14 protein-coding genes and 1 tRNA gene are annotated in these 18,586 nt (G+C 42.9%); 5 read left to right on the plus strand and 10 right to left on the minus strand.

The annotated features are described in order from the left end of the window. Positions 1–33: 33 nt before the first annotated feature. The 3 genes from IEY42_RS17915 to IEY42_RS17925 form a co-directional block, all read right to left on the minus strand. Entirely contained in the window at positions 34–1,641 is a 1,608-nt protein-coding gene (locus IEY42_RS17915) for a carboxyl transferase domain-containing protein (protein WP_188926666.1), read from the minus strand. Positions 1,642–1,729: 88 nt separating this feature from the next. Further along, positions 1,730–2,899 carry an isovaleryl-CoA dehydrogenase gene (locus IEY42_RS17920; RefSeq protein WP_188926667.1) on the minus strand — a complete coding sequence of 390 codons (1,170 nt, stop codon included), beginning with the start codon at positions 2,897–2,899 and terminating at the stop codon, positions 1,730–1,732. 118 nt (positions 2,900–3,017) lie between these two features. Continuing rightward, entirely contained in the window at positions 3,018–3,428 is a 411-nt protein-coding gene (locus IEY42_RS17925) for a MerR family transcriptional regulator (RefSeq protein WP_160056831.1), read from the minus strand. 318 nt (positions 3,429–3,746) lie between these two features. Here IEY42_RS17925 and IEY42_RS17930 point away from each other — a divergent pair, with 318 nt between their 5' ends. Further along, positions 3,747–5,684 carry a propionyl-CoA synthetase gene (locus tag IEY42_RS17930; RefSeq protein ID WP_188926668.1) on the plus strand — a complete coding sequence of 646 codons (1,938 nt, stop codon included), beginning with the start codon at positions 3,747–3,749 and terminating at the stop codon, positions 5,682–5,684. A gap of 506 nt (positions 5,685–6,190) precedes the next feature. Further along, positions 6,191–7,720, plus strand: coding sequence for an NADP-dependent phosphogluconate dehydrogenase (gnd, locus tag IEY42_RS17935; protein WP_188926669.1), 1,530 nt, complete (start codon positions 6,191–6,193; stop codon positions 7,718–7,720). Between the two features lie 86 nt (positions 7,721–7,806). Here the strand turns inward: gnd and IEY42_RS17940 are convergent, their stop codons facing one another. Then, positions 7,807–8,700 carry a 1,4-dihydroxy-2-naphthoate polyprenyltransferase gene (locus IEY42_RS17940; protein ID WP_268244273.1) on the minus strand — a complete coding sequence of 298 codons (894 nt, stop codon included), beginning with the start codon at positions 8,698–8,700 and terminating at the stop codon, positions 7,807–7,809. A 209-nt stretch (positions 8,701–8,909) separates the two neighbouring features. Here IEY42_RS17940 and tesB point away from each other — a divergent pair, with 209 nt between their 5' ends. The 3 genes from tesB to IEY42_RS17955 all read left to right on the plus strand — a co-directional run bounded on the left by tesB (position 8,910) and on the right by IEY42_RS17955 (position 11,535). Further along, positions 8,910–9,773, plus strand: coding sequence for an acyl-CoA thioesterase II (tesB, locus tag IEY42_RS17945; RefSeq protein WP_188926671.1), 864 nt, complete (start codon positions 8,910–8,912; stop codon positions 9,771–9,773). Between the two features lie 27 nt (positions 9,774–9,800). After that, complete coding sequence (locus tag IEY42_RS17950) at positions 9,801–10,196, plus strand: YbaY family lipoprotein (RefSeq protein WP_188926679.1); 396 nt, start codon at positions 9,801–9,803, stop codon at positions 10,194–10,196. A gap of 103 nt (positions 10,197–10,299) precedes the next feature. Beyond that, positions 10,300–11,535, plus strand: coding sequence for an MFS transporter (locus IEY42_RS17955; protein ID WP_188926672.1), 1,236 nt, complete (start codon positions 10,300–10,302; stop codon positions 11,533–11,535). 21 nt (positions 11,536–11,556) lie between these two features. Here the strand turns inward: IEY42_RS17955 and IEY42_RS17960 are convergent, their stop codons facing one another. From IEY42_RS17960 to IEY42_RS17985, 6 genes are all read right to left on the minus strand, one after another. Continuing rightward, positions 11,557–12,930: a sigma-54-dependent transcriptional regulator gene (locus IEY42_RS17960; protein WP_188926673.1), complete on the minus strand. Its 1,374-nt coding sequence runs from the start codon at positions 12,928–12,930 to the stop codon at positions 11,557–11,559. Between the two features lie 2 nt (positions 12,931–12,932). Continuing rightward, entirely contained in the window at positions 12,933–14,729 is a 1,797-nt protein-coding gene (locus IEY42_RS17965; protein ID WP_188926674.1) for a sensor histidine kinase, read from the minus strand. Positions 14,730–14,819: 90 nt separating this feature from the next. Further along, positions 14,820–16,217, minus strand: coding sequence for a TRAP transporter large permease (locus IEY42_RS17970; protein ID WP_188926675.1), 1,398 nt, complete (start codon positions 16,215–16,217; stop codon positions 14,820–14,822). Next, a complete protein-coding gene (locus IEY42_RS17975; RefSeq protein WP_188926676.1) occupies positions 16,217–16,873 on the minus strand; it encodes a TRAP transporter small permease in 657 nt (218 codons plus the stop codon). The genes IEY42_RS17970 and IEY42_RS17975 overlap by 1 nt, the downstream gene beginning before the upstream one ends. 66 nt (positions 16,874–16,939) lie before the next feature. Further along, entirely contained in the window at positions 16,940–17,959 is a 1,020-nt protein-coding gene (locus IEY42_RS17980) for a TRAP transporter substrate-binding protein (RefSeq protein WP_188926677.1), read from the minus strand. Between the two features lie 452 nt (positions 17,960–18,411). Then, positions 18,412–18,487: transfer RNA gene (locus IEY42_RS17985), tRNA-Ala, on the minus strand. Positions 18,488–18,586: the final 99 nt, after the last annotated feature.

The raw sequence follows: 18,586 nt of genomic DNA on the forward strand, positions 1-18,586 counted from the left end.
ATTGTCTCCTAGTCAGTTGAATTAACCGCACAATTACATGCGGAACACCCCAAAGCGGGTGTCTTCAATAGGAGCATTTAATGCTGCCGATAACGCCAGGCCAACTATATCGCGGGTTTGCGCCGGGTCAATAATGCCATCGTCCCATAAGCGGGCACTGGCATGGTATGGATGACCTTCTTTTTCATATTGATCAACAATCGGCTTACGGAAAGTTTGTTCATCTTCAGCCGACCACTCAATCCCTTTGCGGGCTAAACCATCGCGGCGCACGGTGGCTAGTACGCCAGCAGCTTGTTCGCCGCCCATTACCGAGATACGGGCGTTAGGCCACATCCACATCATGGTTGGTTCAAATGCGCGGCCGCACATGCCGTAGTTACCCGCGCCATAACTGCCACCGATAATGACGCTAAATTTAGGCACATTAGCACAAGAGACTGCAGTGACCATTTTGGCGCCGTGTTTGGCAATACCTTCATGTTCGTACTTTTTACCCACCATAAAGCCGGTAATGTTTTGCAGGAATAACAGCGGAATTTTGCGTTGGCAACACAGTTCAATAAAGTGAGCACCTTTTTGCGCCGACTCTGAAAACAGAATGCCGTTATTGGCGACGATGCCGACGGGGTAGCCATGAATGCGGGCAAAACCACACACTAGGGTTGTGCCGTAATTGGCTTTAAATTCGTCAAAGTCAGAGTCATCAACCACGCGGGCAATGACCTCTTTTACATCAAACGGCTTTTTAAGATCGGTGCCGACAATGCCGTACAATTCATGGATGTCGAATTGTGGTGGTTTGACCGGGCTTAATAAGCTTTTGATTTCTTTTTGATGGTTAAGACGCAGCACGGCACGACGAGCAAGCTCAAGCGCGTGTTCGTCATTTTGGGCTAGATGATCAGCAACACCGGATATTTTAGTGTGCACTTCTGCGCCGCCAAGCTCTTCTGCACTGACTTCTTCACCGGTAGCCGCTTTAACAAGTGGGGGGCCGGCTAAAAAGATAGTGCCTTGATCTTTTACGATAATCGACTCATCTGCCATGGCTGGTACATAAGCGCCGCCTGCAGTACATAAACCCATGACCACGGCAATTTGCGGAATGCCTTTGGCTGACATTTGTGCCTGGTTGTAAAAAATTCGCCCGAAATGATCACGGTCTGGAAAGACTTCATCCTGGCGCGGTAAATTCGCGCCGCCAGAATCGACTAAGTAGATACACGGTAAATGGCAACGGCTGGCAATATCTTGTGCACGTAAATGCTTTTTAACCGTAATAGGGTAGTAAGTACCGCCTTTTACAGTGGCATCGTTGGCGATAATCATGCATTCAACACCACTGACCCGGCCAATACCGGCAATGACGCCTGCGGCTGGCACTTCTTCGTCATAAACTTCGTAGGCGGCAAATTGCGATATTTCTAAAAAGGGCGAACCTGGGTCAAGCAGCTTTTCAACGCGCTGGCGCGGCAATAATTTGCCACGTGATAAATGGCGTTCTAATGCAACAGGGCCGCCACCTTGTTCGATTCTTTTTAGTTTTTGTTGAAGATCATCGACCAATAACGCCATGCTGTCTGACTTGGCTTTAAATTCGTCACTGCGAGGATTGATACGGCTGCTCAGTTGCGTCATTTCTATATCCTTAATGAAGCAAAAAATAGGGGGCTTGATTAAAGCGACATGACAAGCTTGATATGCCGCCTTTGTAGTGAAATGTTGGTTACTTTGACTCGTTAAACAATTCGCGACCAATTAACATGCGGCGAATTTCAGAGGTACCAGCACCAATTTCGTAAAGCTTAGCGTCACGCAATAAACGGCCTGTGGCGTATTCGTTAACATAGCCATTACCGCCGAGTAATTGAATGGCATCTAAAGCCATTTTTGTGGCCAGTTCTGCACTGTATAAAATCGCGCCAGCGGCATCTTTGCGGGTGGTTTCACCGCGATCACAGGATTTTGCTACACTGTACACATATGAGCGAGCTGCATTCATACCCGTGTACATATCAGCCAGTTTGCCTTGCACTAATTGGAATTGACCAATAGATTGGCCGAATTGTTCGCGCTCATGAATGTAAGGCACGACGATGTCCATACAAGCGGACATAATGCCTAAGGGGCCGCCCGATAACACGACGCGTTCATAATCTAGCCCGCTCATTAATACTTTTACGCCGTTGTTGAGGCCGCCTAAGATGTTTTCTTCTGGCACTTCACAGTCTTCAAATACCAATTCACAAGTGTTCGATCCGCGCATGCCTAATTTGTCGAGTTTCTGCGCCTGACTAAAACCTTTGTAGCCACGCTCAACGATAAACGCAGTAATGCCGTGTGCGCCTTTATCAAGGTCGGTTTTGGCGTAAATTACATAGGTGTGGGCATCAGGACCGTTAGTGATCCACATTTTATTACCATTAAGGATGTAGCGGTCGCCTTGTTTGCGTGCGTGTAGCTTCATTGACACAACATCTGAACCGGCGTTAGGTTCGCTCATGGCAAGGGCACCAATGTGTTCGCCGCTGATTAGCTTGGGTAAATATTTGGCTTTTTGAGCGTCATTACCGTTACGATTAATTTGGTTAACACACAAGTTTGAGTGGGCACCGTAACTTAAGCCGATAGAGGCAGATGCTCGGGAGATTTCTTCCATTGCGACAACGTGAGCAAGATAGCCCATGTTAGCGCCGCCATATTGCTCATCAACAGTGACACCTAATAAACCCATATCGCCAAGTACTGGCCATAATTGATTAGGGAAGGCATTGTCGATATCGACTTGGGCAGCCATAGGGGCGATTTCGTTAGCGGCAAAACCACGTACGGCATCACGTAACATATCTACATCTTCACCTAAGCCGAAGTTTAGGCTGGTATAAAAGTCGCTCATTTGCTTGTGTCCTGTTGAATTTTTATTATTGTCTGCAAAATATTTGCTGCCAACGCGTTATCGAGGCGTTTTTGGCAGAGGGATACAATGTTGGCCGAATTGAGTCAGCCATTTGTTATTATTTATTTTTCTTGGCTGAGTTATCTTCTAATGCCGCTTTGCATTGTTGTTCGGCAGAATTGAGTTCCATCAGCACCACTTTAATGTCGTCCATTTGCTGTTGCAGTGCCGATTTCTTTTCGTTAACCAAATCAAGCATAGTGTTGAGCTGAGTAGAACTGCTTTTATCTGCATCGTAAAGCTCAAACAACCGGCGCGTTTCTGCTAACGAAAACCCAAGGCGCTTGCCTCTAAGGATGAGTTTTAAACGTACACGGTCTTTTAAGCTGTAAATGCGGGTTTGGCCGCGACGCTTAGGCTTGATCAAGCCTTGGTCTTCGTAAAAACGAATGCTACGAGTGGTGATATCAAATTCTTTTGATAAGTCACTAATTGAATATGTGGATTGTGGGCTATGGATTGTGCTCATCATGTCACCAAAACGGTTTCTTTTGATGCAAGATATATGAAGTTTACGTAAAGGTAAAGTTTGTGGTGCGTAATTTGACCATTAATTGCAAAATATAATGTTAAATTATCTTGTCGAATGAAATTCTATTATACCTTAACTAACTGTTATTTCGTATTTTTATATGTTAACAGGTAAGGGCAGTTTTGGGGTGGGCAGGCAGTTGAAACCTAAGGTTTTTTTGATCATCTCATCGTCTATTATCCCTTTGTCTAATAGGGCAATTTAATGATTTCTGCCCATAATCATTGAAATAAAAGCTAATTAATGGAGAGCAATATGGCTGATTTAGGACTATCAATGCACGCACAATCGATAGCCGAGCCCGAAGTATTTTGGCAACAAGCTGCAGAGGCCATCAGTTGGGACATTGCACCGAACAAGGTGTTAGACGACAGTAACAAACCTTTTTATCGTTGGTTTGCTGATGGTAAAATGAACACCTGCTTTAACGCTGTTGACCGTCATGTGCTAGCTGGGCGAGGCGAACAAACGGCTATCCATTATATTAGTCCTGTGACTCAAAATGAATATTCAATTAGCTATGACTCTGTATTGGCTCAAGTTAAACGCCTAGCGGGATTAATGACATCATTGGGTGTAACGAAAGGCGACCGCGTCGTCATTTACATGCCTATGGTGCCAGAAACCGCTTATGCCATGTTAGCGTGCGCGCGCATTGGTGCGATTCACTCTGTGGTATTTGGTGGCTTTGCTGCCAATGAATTATCGACTCGAATTAATGATGCCAAACCTAAGTTAATCTTGTCAGCCTCTTGCGGCATTGAGCCTTCAGGTGTAGTGCCGTATAAGCCGTTATTAGACGATGCTTTGTCTCAAGCGCAACATCAAGTAGATCATTGCATTATTTTAAATCGTACTGAATACCAAGCAGAACTGCATACTCCGCGAGATCTTGATTGGTACGGTGCATTAGTTGATGCACCGGATGTTGATTGTGTGTCACTCGATGCGACAGACCCCTTATACGTGCTGTATACCTCGGGAACAACAGGGCAACCTAAAGGTGTTGTGCGCGATAATGGAGGCCATGCCGTTGCGCTAGCTTGGTCAATGAAGCACATTTATGATACTGGTATTGGTGATGTTTTTTGGGCTGCATCGGATGTGGGTTGGGTGGTAGGACATTCATATATTGTTTATGGACCATTGCTGGTGGGTGCAACGACGATAATGTATGAAGGCAAACCGATAGGCACCCCAGATGCTGGCGCGTTTTGGCGTATTATCGAACAAAAGCAAGTGCGAAGCTTTTTTACCGCGCCAACGGCTATCCGTGCAATTAAGCGAGAAGATCCTGAAGGTGAATTTATTAAGCAATTTGATCTTACTTGTCTTAAGCAAATGTATTTAGCGGGCGAACGCTGCGATCCCGAAACGCTCAATTGGAGTCAGCAACATTTAGGTAAACCTGTAGTTGACCATTGGTGGCAAACCGAAACCGGTTGGCCGGTTGCCGCCAACTTAATGGGTACTAACCCTATTGAGATTAAAGCAGGATCACCCGCTAGAGCCGTGCCTGGTTATCAGGTCGAAATTTTAGATGCGATGGGCGAGCAAGTGGCCAGCAATGAAAGTGGCAATGTGGTGATTAAACAGCCCTTGCCACCTGGCACACTCACGACGCTTTGGCAAAATGACAAACGTTATATTGACAGTTATTTGTCTATGTACCCTGGTTATTATTTAACAGGAGATGCGGGTTATATCGATGACGATGGCTACCTGTATATTATGAGCCGTATTGATGACATTATTAATGTCGCAGGTCACCGTCTATCAACGGGCCGTTTTGAAGAAGTATTGTGTCAGCACGAAGCCGTTGCTGAGGCTGCGGTTATTGGCGTACAAGACAAACTAAAAGGTCAGGTGCCTTTGGGCTTAGTGGTACTTAAAAATGGCGTGACCTTATCTGATGAAGTACTTTATAAAGAGTTACTTGCATTAGTTCGTCATGAAATTGGCCCGGTAGCGTCGTTTAGATTAGTCAGTGCTGTACAAAAACTGCCTAAAACACGTTCAGGTAAAATCCTGCGCGCGACCATGCGTAAAATTGCTGACAATCAAGATTACACCATGCCTGCCACGATTGAAGATCCGCAAACCTTGGATATTGTTTGCAATGCGCTGACTAAAATGGGTTACGCCAATGCGTTAACGTCTGAGTTAACCAAGGTATATCCCCAAACAACCTGAAGATGCTCGATTTCAGCAAGAGTTTACACGCGTTTAGGCAAGGCATTGATTGCGGGTAATGGTCGTTCCCTTTCCAAAATCAGCTAAATTAACAAAAGCCGCAGCATAAACACGTGTAAAACTTGCCCTTTGGGAGTTTCACCGTGTTCCCACTACGTTGTTGCGCTAATTTATAAGGTACCTACATTACCGCATTAACGCGCCTAGTATTGAAAACACGGTGAAGCTCTGAAACACGGATCTTCAAGTTGATTGGGTATAAATCATTTTGTAACACAATAGAGCCACTTTTTATGTTAAAAACAAAACCATAAAAGCCTAGTGTTTTTATGGTTTTTTCAATTGTGACAAGATGTTATCTCAAATGAAATAGATTGGGCTTACTTTGTTAAAAACAGCGTTTCCGCATTTTGTTACTGGTAATTTAGTTACAAGAATCGTTATAATTGCCAACCAAATGGTTTCGCATTACGCGATTAATCTCTGTGACCTGTGGAAAAAATGCTATGAATAACCACACCCAACAATCTCACGTCGGCGTTATTGGCCTTGGTGTGATGGGCAAGAACCTTGCACTAAACATCGCGGATAACGGCTATCATGTGGCTGTTTTTGATTTAGATACTCAAAAAGTCAATGCTGCGGTATCTCAAGAAAAAAGTGAGCGTAAAGCCGATGTAGCTGAACGCATGCAAGCCTGTAATAATCTTTCAGAAATGCTCGCAAATTTAGTTGAACCTCGCGTTATCGTATTATCTGTCCCTGCTGGCGCGCCAGTTGATGGCGTTTGTAAGTCATTAATTGAAGCGGGTATCGAGGCCAAAGATATTGTAATTGATACGGGTAACAGTTTATGGACAGACACCGTAGAACGTGAAGCTAAATATAAAGGACAATTTACCTTTTTTAGCTCAGCGGTATCGGGTGGTGAAGTTGGCGCACGTTTTGGGCCTTCATTAATGCCAAGTGGCGATGAAAATGCCTGGCGTTATGTTGAGCCTATTTGGAAAGCTATTGCCGCTAAAGTGGATCCTGAAACGGGTTTGCCTATTGAACGTTTTGAGCCAGGTAATCCGGTCACTGAAGGTGAGCCGTGTACGACTTATATTGGTCCAGCGGGTTCAGGCCATTACGTTAAAATGGTTCATAACGGCATTGAATATGCGGATATGCAGCTTATTTGTGAAGCCTATCAGTTACTCAGTGATGGTTTAGGTTTATCTGCATATGAGATTGGAGAGGTTTTTCAAGAGTGGGATAAAGGCATACTCAACAGTTACTTAATGGGGATTAGTGCTGAAGTGTTGCAACAAGCCGACCCATTAACGGGTAAACCGTTAGTTGAAATGATTTTAGATAAAGCAGGCCAAAAAGGCACTGGTTTATGGACCGCGGTAAGCAGCTTACAAATTGGCTGCCCGGCGCCAACTATCGCTGAAGCGGTTTATGCTCGTGCTGTTAGCACTCAGAAAAACTTGCGCATGCAGTTAAACTCAAAGCTAGCCGGCCCTGTACCAGTGGCATTTAATGATGTTGAAAAAGCAGAGTTTATTGCTAACCTTGAAGATGCTTTATATTGCGCTAAAGTGTGTTGCTATGCCCAAGGCTTTCAGCTAATGGCGATGGCAGCAAAAGAACACAACTGGACGTTAGACTTTGCTGAAATTGCTAAGATTTGGCGTGCGGGTTGTATTATTAGAGCAACCTTCTTGCAGTCAATCACTCAGGCTTATCACGAAGATGCAAACCTTGCGAATTTGTTGATGGCTGACACTTTTAGCCAGACATTGTCGCAAAAGCACCTTAACTGGCGTAAAACCGTTGCGGCATCGGTTATGCAGGGTATTCCAGCCCCGTGCATTAGTTCTGCAATTGCTTATTACGACAGCTACCGCTGCGAGACATTACCGGCAAACTTGTTACAAGGTCAACGTGACTTTTTTGGTTCGCACACCTTTGAGCGCACCGATAAGGCTGCAGGTGAAAAATACCATTTAGATTGGAGCGCCAAACAGCGCACATTAGCTAAAGTGTAGGTATTTTAAATTTGAAAAAGGCGTCTCATTATCCATGAGACGCCTTTTTTATTAATTTGATTCATTAGATGTAAAGCAGAGCCACATCAACGCAATGAAAAGAGCAAGCCTACACTAAATAATATGCTGAATATCATGGTGAGCTTGGCTGTTTGTCCAAGTATAGGATTAAGTGCTTCGCCTGAGTTGTTATGAAACTCGCGGCTTAAGTTCCGCGCAATCACCAACGATACACCTGACAGCAATACCGGTAATCCATCGAGAGAACCTAATAAAAAGCCTGCAATGATGATACCAAAGGGTAAGTATACAAAGCTTTGATATAAGACTTTAGCCTGTTCTTCACCTATTCGAACCGCAAGGGTATTTTTACCTGCTTTAGTGTCGGTAGAAATATCGCGGGTATTATTGACTAGCATGATTGCCGCGTTAAAAAAACCAATCGCACAGCCCAATAACCACGCGGTTAGGTTAGTTGTACCTGCTTGTAAATAATAACTGCCTACCACGGCCACTAAGCCAAAAAAGACAAATGCGGCGATTTCACCCAACCCATGTGATGCTAACGGGTAAGGGCCACCGCTATAACACAAGGCTCCAAGTATTGATGCGGCCGCTAATATTGCGATTGGCCAACCACCATGTACGATCAGAAGCGAGCCCACAACTAACGCCGTGACTAAACAACCCACCATGGCATTGCGGACTTGGTGTGGCGCTATCATGCCACTTTGGGTGACACGGGTTGGGCCTATGCGTTCAGCGGTATCTATGCCATTTTTAAAATCAAAATAGTCATTGGCCAAATTGACCGCAATTTGCAACAAAACAGCGCATAACATTGAAGTAAAAGCGATAACAAAACTAAATTGGCTTAAGCCAATAGCAAGCATATTCCCTACCAGTAAAGGACCAATTGCTGCAGGTAGTGTTCGTGGACGAATAGCAATAAACCAAGATTGCATTGAACTAGGTTGCATAATATTTTGATATAAAGTGTCGATTAGTCATGGCTAATATCATACCAAAAATTCAAAATAACTGCTGATATGAATTTTTGCGGTGTATCACTATTTTATAAATTAATATCAGATGATGTTAATTCAAAACTTTATCAACGAATAAGCTAGAAAACCTCTAGTTAACTAGGGTAACCTTAAGCGTTAATTCATGCGTTAGAGAAGGGTATATGAGTCAGGTATTAAACGATTTATTGTCATTATTATCACTTGAAAAACTTGAGGATGGTCTGTTTCGTGGTCAAAGCCAAGATCTTGGCTTTGGTCATGTGTTTGGCGGTCAAGTGATGGGGCAAGCGTTAAGTGCCGCTAAGCAAACTGTCAGCGAAGATAGAAACGTGCATTCTTTACACTCTTATTTCTTACGCGCTGGAGATGAAAAGTTACCGATTATTTATGATGTAGAAAATATGCGTGATGGTGGCAGTTTTAGCGCGCGCCGCGTCAAGGCTATTCAAAAAGGTCGACCTATTTTTTATATGACTTGTTCGTTTCAAAAGCATGAAGAAGGTTTTGAACATCAAGCTCAAATGCCTGATGTTCCAGGCCCTGATGGGTTATTGAATCAGCAAGAGTTGGCCGTGACCATGCGTGATAAAGTGCCCAAGAAAATACTCGAAAAGTTTATGGCAGATTCTCCGATAGAAATGCGCCTTGTTAACCCAATTAACCCGCTCGCCCCCGGAACAAATGAACCTAACCGCTATGTTTGGATACGAGCTAATGGTGAATTGCCAAACAATCATTGTATTCATGAATACCTGTTAGCGTATGCCTCAGACTTTAACTTTTTAGTCACAGCAGCTCAGCCTCACAGTGTGTCCGTATTAACCCCAGGCATGCGTTTGGCAACGATTGACCATGCAATGTGGTTTCACCGTGCATTTAATATGGGTGAGTGGTTGCTCTATAGCATTGAAAGCCCTAATGCGGGAGGCGGGCGAGGCTTTGTTACAGGCCAGTTTTTTGATAGGCAAGGGCGTCTTGTTGCTTCGGCCACACAAGAAGGCTTGTTACGAATGACCGCTCAGTGAGTATGACGAAGTAAGGATACTGTTATGATGTTACCTACATGGGTTAAAGTAAGTTTATTTGCACTCATAAGCTTAATGCTTAGTGCGTGTGTCACGGTTGAGGCGCCAAAGCCTGTGATCGTGAATGGTTACGCTGGCTATTTAGAAAAAATTGCGTTGCCACAAGGATGTAAAATTAATATTTCGATAATTGATTTTAAAACACCTGGGCGGATTATTTCTCAAAAAAACTTTGATATTGCTCGCGCTCCGGTACCATTTAAATTCATTTTACCTGTTGAACTTATCGATAGTCGTGTGGACTATGGCGTGGTGGCGATGATCACTTTCAATGGGAAAGCCATTTTTCAGACCTATGATAAATATCGTGTGATCAACAATGGTAAATACACCACTGAAGTGTTGATGAAGCGCGTTAAATAAGCACTTCATCAATCTAGCTCACAAACTCGTATGCCCGCCATTGATCTATTTTTGGGGCGGGTAATAATCTGTTTTCTATCCTAATTTGCTGTTTAGGTTGTCCATGACAGAGTTAACCCCGACTTACCGTTCTCATGCGCAAACCCGTTTAATATGGGCATTGTGCATTGCTTCTGTAGTGGTTTACATTAATTTGTACACCGTGCAGGGGATGTTGCCATCTATTGCCGAACATTTTGATGTTTCGGGCGCTCAAGCCACATTAGTGCTTTCTGTTACCAGCTTCACGCTTGCCTTTTCATTGTTGTTTTATGCCGTATTGTCTGACCGCATTGGACGCTTAGCGCCGATTGTGGTGAGTTTATGGCTATTGGCCGCGTCTAATGTGCTATTAATTTTTGCGCAAACATTTGATGAATTAGTTTGGGTGCGCTTATTACAGGGGGCCTTACTTGCCGCTGTGCCTGCGATTTCGATGGCGTATTTTAAGGAACAATTAGCGCCCAGTTTTATGTTAAAGGCCGCTGCAGTGTATATTATGGCTAATAGTATGGGCGGTATTACTGGACGAATTTTTGGCGGATTAATGGCGCAAAACTTATCGTGGCAAACGTCTATGGGATTAGTGTTTTTGGTGACATTAATGGGTGTGGCATTGGTGACTTATTTATTGCCACGCAAAGAAATAAAACCCGCAGTGATAAAACAAAAGGTGTCGTTATTATGCAAAATAAAGCAGGACTTTGATGGTTTTATATTTCATTTTTCTGATCCGCAAATGCGCTTAGCGTACATTGTGGGTGGCTTAGCTTTTATGATGATGGTGAATCAATTTAGTTTTATTCAGCTGCACATTATGGCCGAGCCATATGGATTAAGTCGGTTTAATGCCACCTTGATTTTTTTATGTTATTCAAGCGGTACCTTTGCGTCATATTTGTCTGCTAAGTGGATTTTACGCTATGGTTCGTTGCCATTGTTTAGAGTCGCTTTGTGTTTAATGCTCTGTGGAACCTTGCTGACATTAGTCGACACTTTGGTTGCAATTGTTATTAGTTTTTTAATCACCGCATGTGGTTTCTTCTTAACTCACAGTTGCTGTAACTCGTTTGTTGCTATGCGGGCAACCAGTCACCGTGCTAAAGCGACATCATTGTATTTATGCTGTTATTACCTAGGGGCTTCTTTAGGCGGCCCTTACCTTATGTTGTTTTGGCATAAGGCCGAGTGGAACGGCGTTGTGGTTGGTTCAATGAGCTTGTTGGCATTGTTACTGGTGGCAATATGGCGATTAGGAATACATCAACAGAGTACCGAAGCACTCATATCTGAAGACTGATGCATTGGCGGTGTTGCATGGCTAATTATCGATAAATTGTTTACGGTCTAGGTCGTATTTTCGCATTTTGTCATACAAAGTCTTTCGCGGTAATTCTAGGTGTTCCATGGTCAATTTTATGCTGCCTTTATTGTGATTTAACGCATCTTCTATCAATAAACGCTCAAAAAACTCTACCCGTTGCTGTAATGACATGCTGGTATGCATGGTGGTGTGGTTGTCTAAGTTACCGGCAAATGCGGCTTCTGCGCCTAATAACACGTAGCGTTCAGCTAAGTTGCGCAGTTCACGTACATTTCCCGGCCAGTCGTGGGATGTGAGCACCATGGTTTGCTGGGTGGTTAAGGCAATTAACGCTTTATGGTAGCGAGTCGATGCTATTCGAGCGAAATGTAAAAATAGTACTGGAATATCTTCAAGGCGCTCTCTAAGTGGCGGGATAGCGATTGTCACTAAATTTAAGCGGTAGAGTAAGTCTTGTCTAAATTGGCCTTGCTCACATAATTGTTGCAGGTTTAACTTAGTCGCTGCAATGACGCGAATGTCTAAATTAATAGGGGTGTTAGAACCCAAGCGTTCTACTTTTCGGTCTTCGAGCACTCTAAGTAACTTAACTTGCAAAGACATCGGCGTGCTTTCGATTTCATCTAAAAACAGTGTCCCACCATTGGCGTATTCGAACTTACCAATGCGGCGTTTATCGATACCGGTAAATGCCCCTGATTCAGCGCCAAACAATTCACTTTCGATTAAATTCTCAGGAATAGCACCACAATTTATGGCGACAAAATTGGCTTTATTGCGGTAGCTGTGGTCATGTAAATAACGGGCAACAAGCTCTTTGCCTACACCAGTTTCACCTTCAATCATGATGTCTGCTGGGGTGTCGAGTACTTGATCGATTAGGTGGCGCATTTTCATCACACCCGGACTGCGGCCAAGAATGCGAGGTCCTGGCGCGGTATGAGATTCAAGTTCGCGCTTTAATTTACGGTTCTCTAAGGTTAATGTGCGTTTGTCGAGTGCACGTTTAGTGACATCAAGAATGTGCTCATTATTAAAGGGTTTTTCGATAAAGTCATAAGCGCCTTTTTTTAAGGCATCAACGGCCATCGCTATATCACCAAAGCCAGTTAACAATACCACGGGTAAATCGTTATCTTGCTGTTTAAGCAGCTGCAATAGACTTAAACCATCTAATTGTGGCATGTTCACATCTGAGATGATTATCCCTGGCCAATTGGGGGTAATGTGACGAACAATGGTATGTGGATCGGTAATAGCTAAAGCACTGATATTTTCCAGTTTAAATAATTGCTGCAATACAGTGCCGATATGTGGTTCATCATCAACAATAATGACTTGATAATCATTGATGTCTTGTATTTGGGTCACGTTTACACTTCCTCACGTAAATAAAGCGGTAAAATTATATGGAAAATAGCGCCGCCTTGTTGTGCATTTTCAACAGTAATTGAGCCTTGCATTGATTCAATGATGCGTTGAGAGATTGATAAACCTAGCCCTAATCCTTGGCGTTCGCTGGTGGTGTAGTAGGGTTCAAAAATTTTACTCATTTGGCTTTGCCTTACGCCCGGACCACTGTCTTGAATGCTTATGTTCACTTTGGTATCGCAATATACTTCGATGTGTAAGCGTCGGTCTTTTGATTGTTGCATTGCCACAATAGCATTACTCATTAAGTTAACCAGCACTTGTTGTAATCTGACACTGTCTCCCCAGATTTGGCAACTACCTTTAAGTAGTGCGAGTGACAGTTTAACGCCTTGTTTGTCCATTTCAGGTTGAACAATCGTCAGTGCTTGCTCAATGGATTGATTGATATCAGTTGCATTATCTTTACCCTGAGATTTGCGAGTAAAACTTTTAAATTGAGCAATAATATCGGCAAGCCTATCGGTGAGTTCTATCATGATATTAATATTACTGCGGGCGTCTTCAATCATATTGCGCCCTATAAACGTTTGGGTGTTTTGGGCGTAACTTCTTAATGCCGCAAGTGGTTGATTCAGTTCATGGTTAATGCTGGCTGATAAGCTACCAATTACCGTGAGTTTTGCCGCTTGTATTAACTCATCTTGGGTATCTTTTAGTTGGTTGTTTGCTTGCTCTAATTCTAACGTTCTTTCTTTAACTCTTTGCTCTAGTTGGTTTTGTGCCTGGCGCATTCTAATAAAATTGCGTCTTCGCTCCAAACTATACAATACAAATAATGCGAGCAACGAATATAGTGTGGCCGCTAATAGCAATATGGGGGGCAACGACTCATAAAGAGGAGTCATAGGTGCCAATATATGCACATTCCAATTGGCATTAGGCATATTTTGATGGTGTTCTAGGTATTGCTCTTGGCCATCTATGGATGAGATTCGGTATACCTGTGGCTTATTTGACCCCGTTGATGCAAATTGCGGTACGAAATCAAGTTCACCAATGGGTCTATTGGCATAGCGTTTTGAGGCGTTGAGTGCGAAGCGTTTGGATTGTGATAACGGGGTGAGAGAGTTAAAGCGCCAACCGTTCATACTCGATAAAAAAACAATGTTATCTGGGTCGCTGATCATAAATTCATATTGGCTTGCAATAGCAATGCCGCTGCTTTGTTGCTCAATTAAACTAATATCGACTTTGACAACAATAACACCAAATACCACGCCTTTATGATAAACCGGATTAGCAAAGTAAAAACCACGCTTATTGGACGATGTACCTACTGCATAGTAGCGACCGGATCGTCCCGATATGGCCTCGATAAAATAAGGTCTAAACGAATAGTCTTGATTGATAAATGAGTTTGATTTATCCCAATTACTGGCAGCAATTGCCACTCCCATCGCATCCGTTAAGTATATGTCAGACGATTCGGTGACTTGCTGTAATTCTGACAAGTATTGATTCAACTTTTTGATTGCTTGTGGATTTTGTTGGTCTAGCAAGCTTTGTTCAAAAATGGGATTTTGGGCCAGTACGGCCGGGATATTTTCGTAATGACCCAGAGCATCGTCAATAAAAATAACTAACTCATTTATTTGTTTTTCAGATTGATACGCAATGGACTCAGTGCCTTGCTCAAGCCAATACCAATGGGTCACTTTTAACGTCAGTAACAAACCAATAATGACCATAACGCTAACAACAATTTTGCGCTTTTTGATAGTCGAGAATGAAAACATGCATATTCCCAAGTGGCGATGTAATTATAGAGTTGAATTAAAACGAGCCTTAATATGTTAAGGCTCGTCTATAATACGCCAATTATCAAGCTAGTAGCCGTTTAATTTGTCGATGTATTCAGGTAGAAACAATGAAATTTGCGGAATATAAGTAATTAATATCAAGAAACCAAGCAGTAAAACTAACCATGGTAAACATGACTGAATAACCCACCCCATGCTTTTCCCTGTAATTCCTGCTGTGACAAAGAGGTTGAGCCCTACGGGGGGGGTGAGCATGCCTATCTCCATATTGACCACCATAATGATGCCTAAATGGATTGGATCAATGCCTAACTGCGTAGCAATAGGGAACAAAATAGGTGCCATAATGAGCAAAATTGCCGATGGTTCCATAAAGTTACCTGCTGCTAAAAGCAGTAAGTTAACGATGATTAAAAAGCCCCATGCTGGTAAGCCTAAGCTGATGATAGCTTCAGCAATAATGTGTGGAATACGTTCTGTGGTCAGTACGTGAGCAAACAACATTGCATTGGCAATGATGAATAACAACATAATACTGACTTTGGCGCCATCACGTACCACATTGCGGATTTCTTTGTCTGCTGGGGTTTTGATGACTGCAAGCAACATATAACCTATGTTACGTATAGAAGCTGTAATGATCGATTCTCGCTGATTACGCCAAGCCACATTTTTAAGTGGGCCTATATCGCGATAACCAAATACCGCAATAAAATAAGCGTACACACAAGCTACAGCAGCAGCTTCGGTAGGGCTGGCCACGCCACCGTAGATGGACCCAAGCACAATGAGAATGAGCGCTAATCCACCCATTGCTTTAGCGCTTGATATTGACAGCGCTTTTATGCCCGGGAATGGTCGTGAAGGTAGCTTTTTAATGCGGGCAACGATATAAATCGCTAGCATTAAAATTAAGCCCATCATTAAGCCCGGAATAAGCCCTGCCATAAACATTCTCGCTGCCGATACTTCTGTGGCGGCGGCATAAACCAGCATAACAATAGACGGCGGGATCAAAATACCTAAAGTGCCAGAGGTGGTGATCACACCAGCAGCAAACTTCTCTGGGTAACCTGCTCTGACCATACCGACAATCACAATCGACCCTATGGCTGCTACTGTTGCGGGGGATGAACCAGACACTGCTGCAAAGAGCATACAAGCCATGACAGATGCCATGGCTAATCCACCACGAATGTGGCCGACACTGTCCATGGCAAAATCAATGATCCGCCTTGCGACCCCGCCAGTAGACAAAAATGCCGAAGACAGAATAAAAAATGGAATTGCCAGTAAGGTGTAGTGCTCTGATGTTGATTCGTATAACTTTAATGCAACAGAAGCCAGTGAGTCATTAGAGAAGAGTAAGATTGTCAGCATGCTTGAAAAACCCAATGCAATAGCAATAGGCATACCGATCATCATGCAGATAAGTAGAGTGATAAATAATGTAGCAATAGTCATTATTTGGCGTCCTTATCATTTTCTTGTTGTTCTGATGATGTTGATTGTGCAGCTTCATCGATTAAGTGCATGCTATCTTTGGCTTCATCAGCAAGTTGAAAGCCAACAGCTTGATTTTTTAATATGGCAATAAATAATTCAATAAAACGCCAAGTTAACATTGAAAAACCAATCAATAAGATGCTCTGAGACAACCAAATTGGCACCGCGCCATCTTCAACATCAATACGCCATGTTTCCCATGCATAATCAGGGTCTAACTGATGCACAAGCCATGCAGGCAAATCGATATCTTCCATTGGTATACCAATTTGGTACATTTGGCTTAAGTACTCCCAAGCGCCTATTAAAAACAGTCCGCAGTAAACAAGGCAACATAAGCATGCAAAGATAGCGACTATTTTTTGCGGCTTACCTGATAGCTTTGATACAAAGGCGTCGACGCCGATATGCGCGCCCACTTTTACTCCATAAGACATACCAAACAACACAAACCAACCACATAGCGTAAGTGTTAACTCTTGGATCCATAAAAAGCCGGTATTAAAGAAAAAACGCGCAATGACTTCGCCAAATACCAGCAAGGTCATCATTGTGATGAGTAGATTGAGAAGGCCTTCTTCAAAATAACCAAATAGTCTGGAAATCACGGTCATACTCCTTGAATAAGAAAGAGAAGATACTGAGCCCGATAGGGCTCAGTACCGGATTAAGGAATAAGACTATTTAGTACTTGCTGCTTGTGCAGCATCAATCATATCTTTACCAATCTGATCTTCAAACTTCGCCCAAACAGGCTTCATTGCGTTAACCCATTGCTGGCGTGCTTCTGGCGTTAACGTCACAAGTTTTGAACGGTTTGAATCTAGAATGGCTTGTTTGTCTTCATTGCCTTTTTCTGCAGCAATTTTATTGCCAAGGGCAATCGCTTCATCAAGAGAGGATTTAAAGACAGCACGTTTGTCTGCCGGGAGGCCTTTCCAGAAGGTGTTTGATGTCACAACCATGTAATCTAATACACCATGGTTACTTTCAGTGATGTGGCTTTGCACCTCGTAGAACTTCATTGAATAAGTATTTGACCAGGTGTTTTCTTGGCCATCAATGGCGCGAGTTTGTAGTAAGGTAAAGACTTCTGAGAATGGCTTCTTAACAGGGATAGCACCTACAGCATCAAATTGAGCGGCAATGACATCTGATGCCATGATACGGAATTTTTTGCCGTTGGCATCTTTAGGTAAGTTAAGCGGGTCATTGGCAGAGAATTGCTTCATACCATTATGAAGATAACCTAAACCCACAACACCTTTACGATTCATTGCATTTAATAACTTTTGGCCAGATTCTGATTGTTGAAAACGATCAACCGCGTCCATGTCTTCAAACAAGAAAGGTAAATCAAAAATTTGCAGTTTTTTAGTGTAACGTTCAAATTTTGATAGTGATGGCGCAACAAACTGTACGTCGTTTAAAAGCAATGCCGCCAGTTCATTATTGTCGCCAAATAATTGCGAGTTAGGGAATACGTTAACAACATATTCACCCGGTAAACGTTGTTCAATGAGTTCTTTAAATTTAAGGGCCATCTGGCCTTTTGGGGTGTTTTCTGCAACAACGTGTGAAAATTTAATTTCTACGGGTTCTGCAAATACATTCAAGCTTACTGTCAGTATTGAAGCGGCAGTGGCGAACTTTGCAATTGATTTTAATGTATGTGTAAGGGTACGGGTTGATTTTTTCATGAGGTTTAGCTTCCTTTTTTTAGTGTTATATATTCCTCACGGTGAAGACTTGTTCCAGAACAAGCACTCCATAAACGCGTTATGAGGATATATAGACATAGCAAGCGGCGGGCCACAATGTTAAGTTTTTGTAACACTATGATAATTATTAACTTTAATTTAAGTGGTTATATGTGTGTGTAATGATTTGTGTGGGATATCACACAAAATAAATGTTCCTATGGGTGGAATGTCACACATTTATTGTTGGTGGTATGACGATCTCATTTTGTTTGGGTATGTATCTATTGTGGATTGCTTTGTAGACACATGAGCTGTGCGATATCTTGCAGCTGTAGAGTTGTAGTTGGGATTGTAAAGGTTAATATCATTTTCAAATAGGCACAAAAAAACCACCGAGAGGTGGTTTTTTTGTTTCGAATACATATCAATATGTACGAATACCAATTTAATGGTGGAGCTACACGGGATCGAACCGTGGACCTCTTCACTGCCAGCGAAGCGCTCTCCCAGCTGAGCTATAGCCCCAAATTCTAGCTAATAAAAACTAAAACTTGAATAATATGGTATCCCATAGGGGATTCGAACCCCTGTTACCGCCGTGAAAGGGCGGTGTCCTAGGCCTCT

Origin of the sequence: Shewanella algicola (assembly GCF_014648035.1) — a bacterium.
Taxonomy (GTDB): domain Bacteria; phylum Pseudomonadota; class Gammaproteobacteria; order Enterobacterales; family Shewanellaceae; genus Shewanella; species Shewanella algicola.

Bases quoted from the DNA above. Each gene is read 5' to 3' on its own strand.
- IEY42_RS17925 (WP_160056831.1), bottom strand. From the start codon at position 3,428: ATGAGCACAATCCATAGCCCACAATCCACATATTCAATTAGTGACTTA.
- IEY42_RS17980 (WP_188926677.1), bottom strand. From the start codon at position 17,959: ATGAAAAAATCAACCCGTACCCTTACACATACATTAAAATCAATTGCA.
- IEY42_RS17940 (WP_268244273.1), bottom strand. From the start codon at position 8,700: ATGCAACCTAGTTCAATGCAATCTTGGTTTATTGCTATTCGTCCACGA.
- IEY42_RS17965 (WP_188926674.1), bottom strand. From the start codon at position 14,729: ATGTTTTCATTCTCGACTATCAAAAAGCGCAAAATTGTTGTTAGCGTT.
- gnd (WP_188926669.1), top strand. From the start codon at position 6,191: ATGAATAACCACACCCAACAATCTCACGTCGGCGTTATTGGCCTTGGT.
- tesB (WP_188926671.1), top strand. From the start codon at position 8,910: ATGAGTCAGGTATTAAACGATTTATTGTCATTATTATCACTTGAAAAA.
- IEY42_RS17970 (WP_188926675.1), bottom strand. From the start codon at position 16,217: ATGACTATTGCTACATTATTTATCACTCTACTTATCTGCATGATGATC.
- IEY42_RS17930 (WP_188926668.1), top strand. From the start codon at position 3,747: ATGGCTGATTTAGGACTATCAATGCACGCACAATCGATAGCCGAGCCC.
- IEY42_RS17975 (WP_188926676.1), bottom strand. From the start codon at position 16,873: ATGACCGTGATTTCCAGACTATTTGGTTATTTTGAAGAAGGCCTTCTC.
- IEY42_RS17920 (WP_188926667.1), bottom strand. From the start codon at position 2,899: ATGAGCGACTTTTATACCAGCCTAAACTTCGGCTTAGGTGAAGATGTA.
- IEY42_RS17955 (WP_188926672.1), top strand. From the start codon at position 10,300: ATGACAGAGTTAACCCCGACTTACCGTTCTCATGCGCAAACCCGTTTA.
- IEY42_RS17915 (WP_188926666.1), bottom strand. From the start codon at position 1,641: ATGACGCAACTGAGCAGCCGTATCAATCCTCGCAGTGACGAATTTAAA.
- IEY42_RS17950 (WP_188926679.1), top strand. From the start codon at position 9,801: ATGTTACCTACATGGGTTAAAGTAAGTTTATTTGCACTCATAAGCTTA.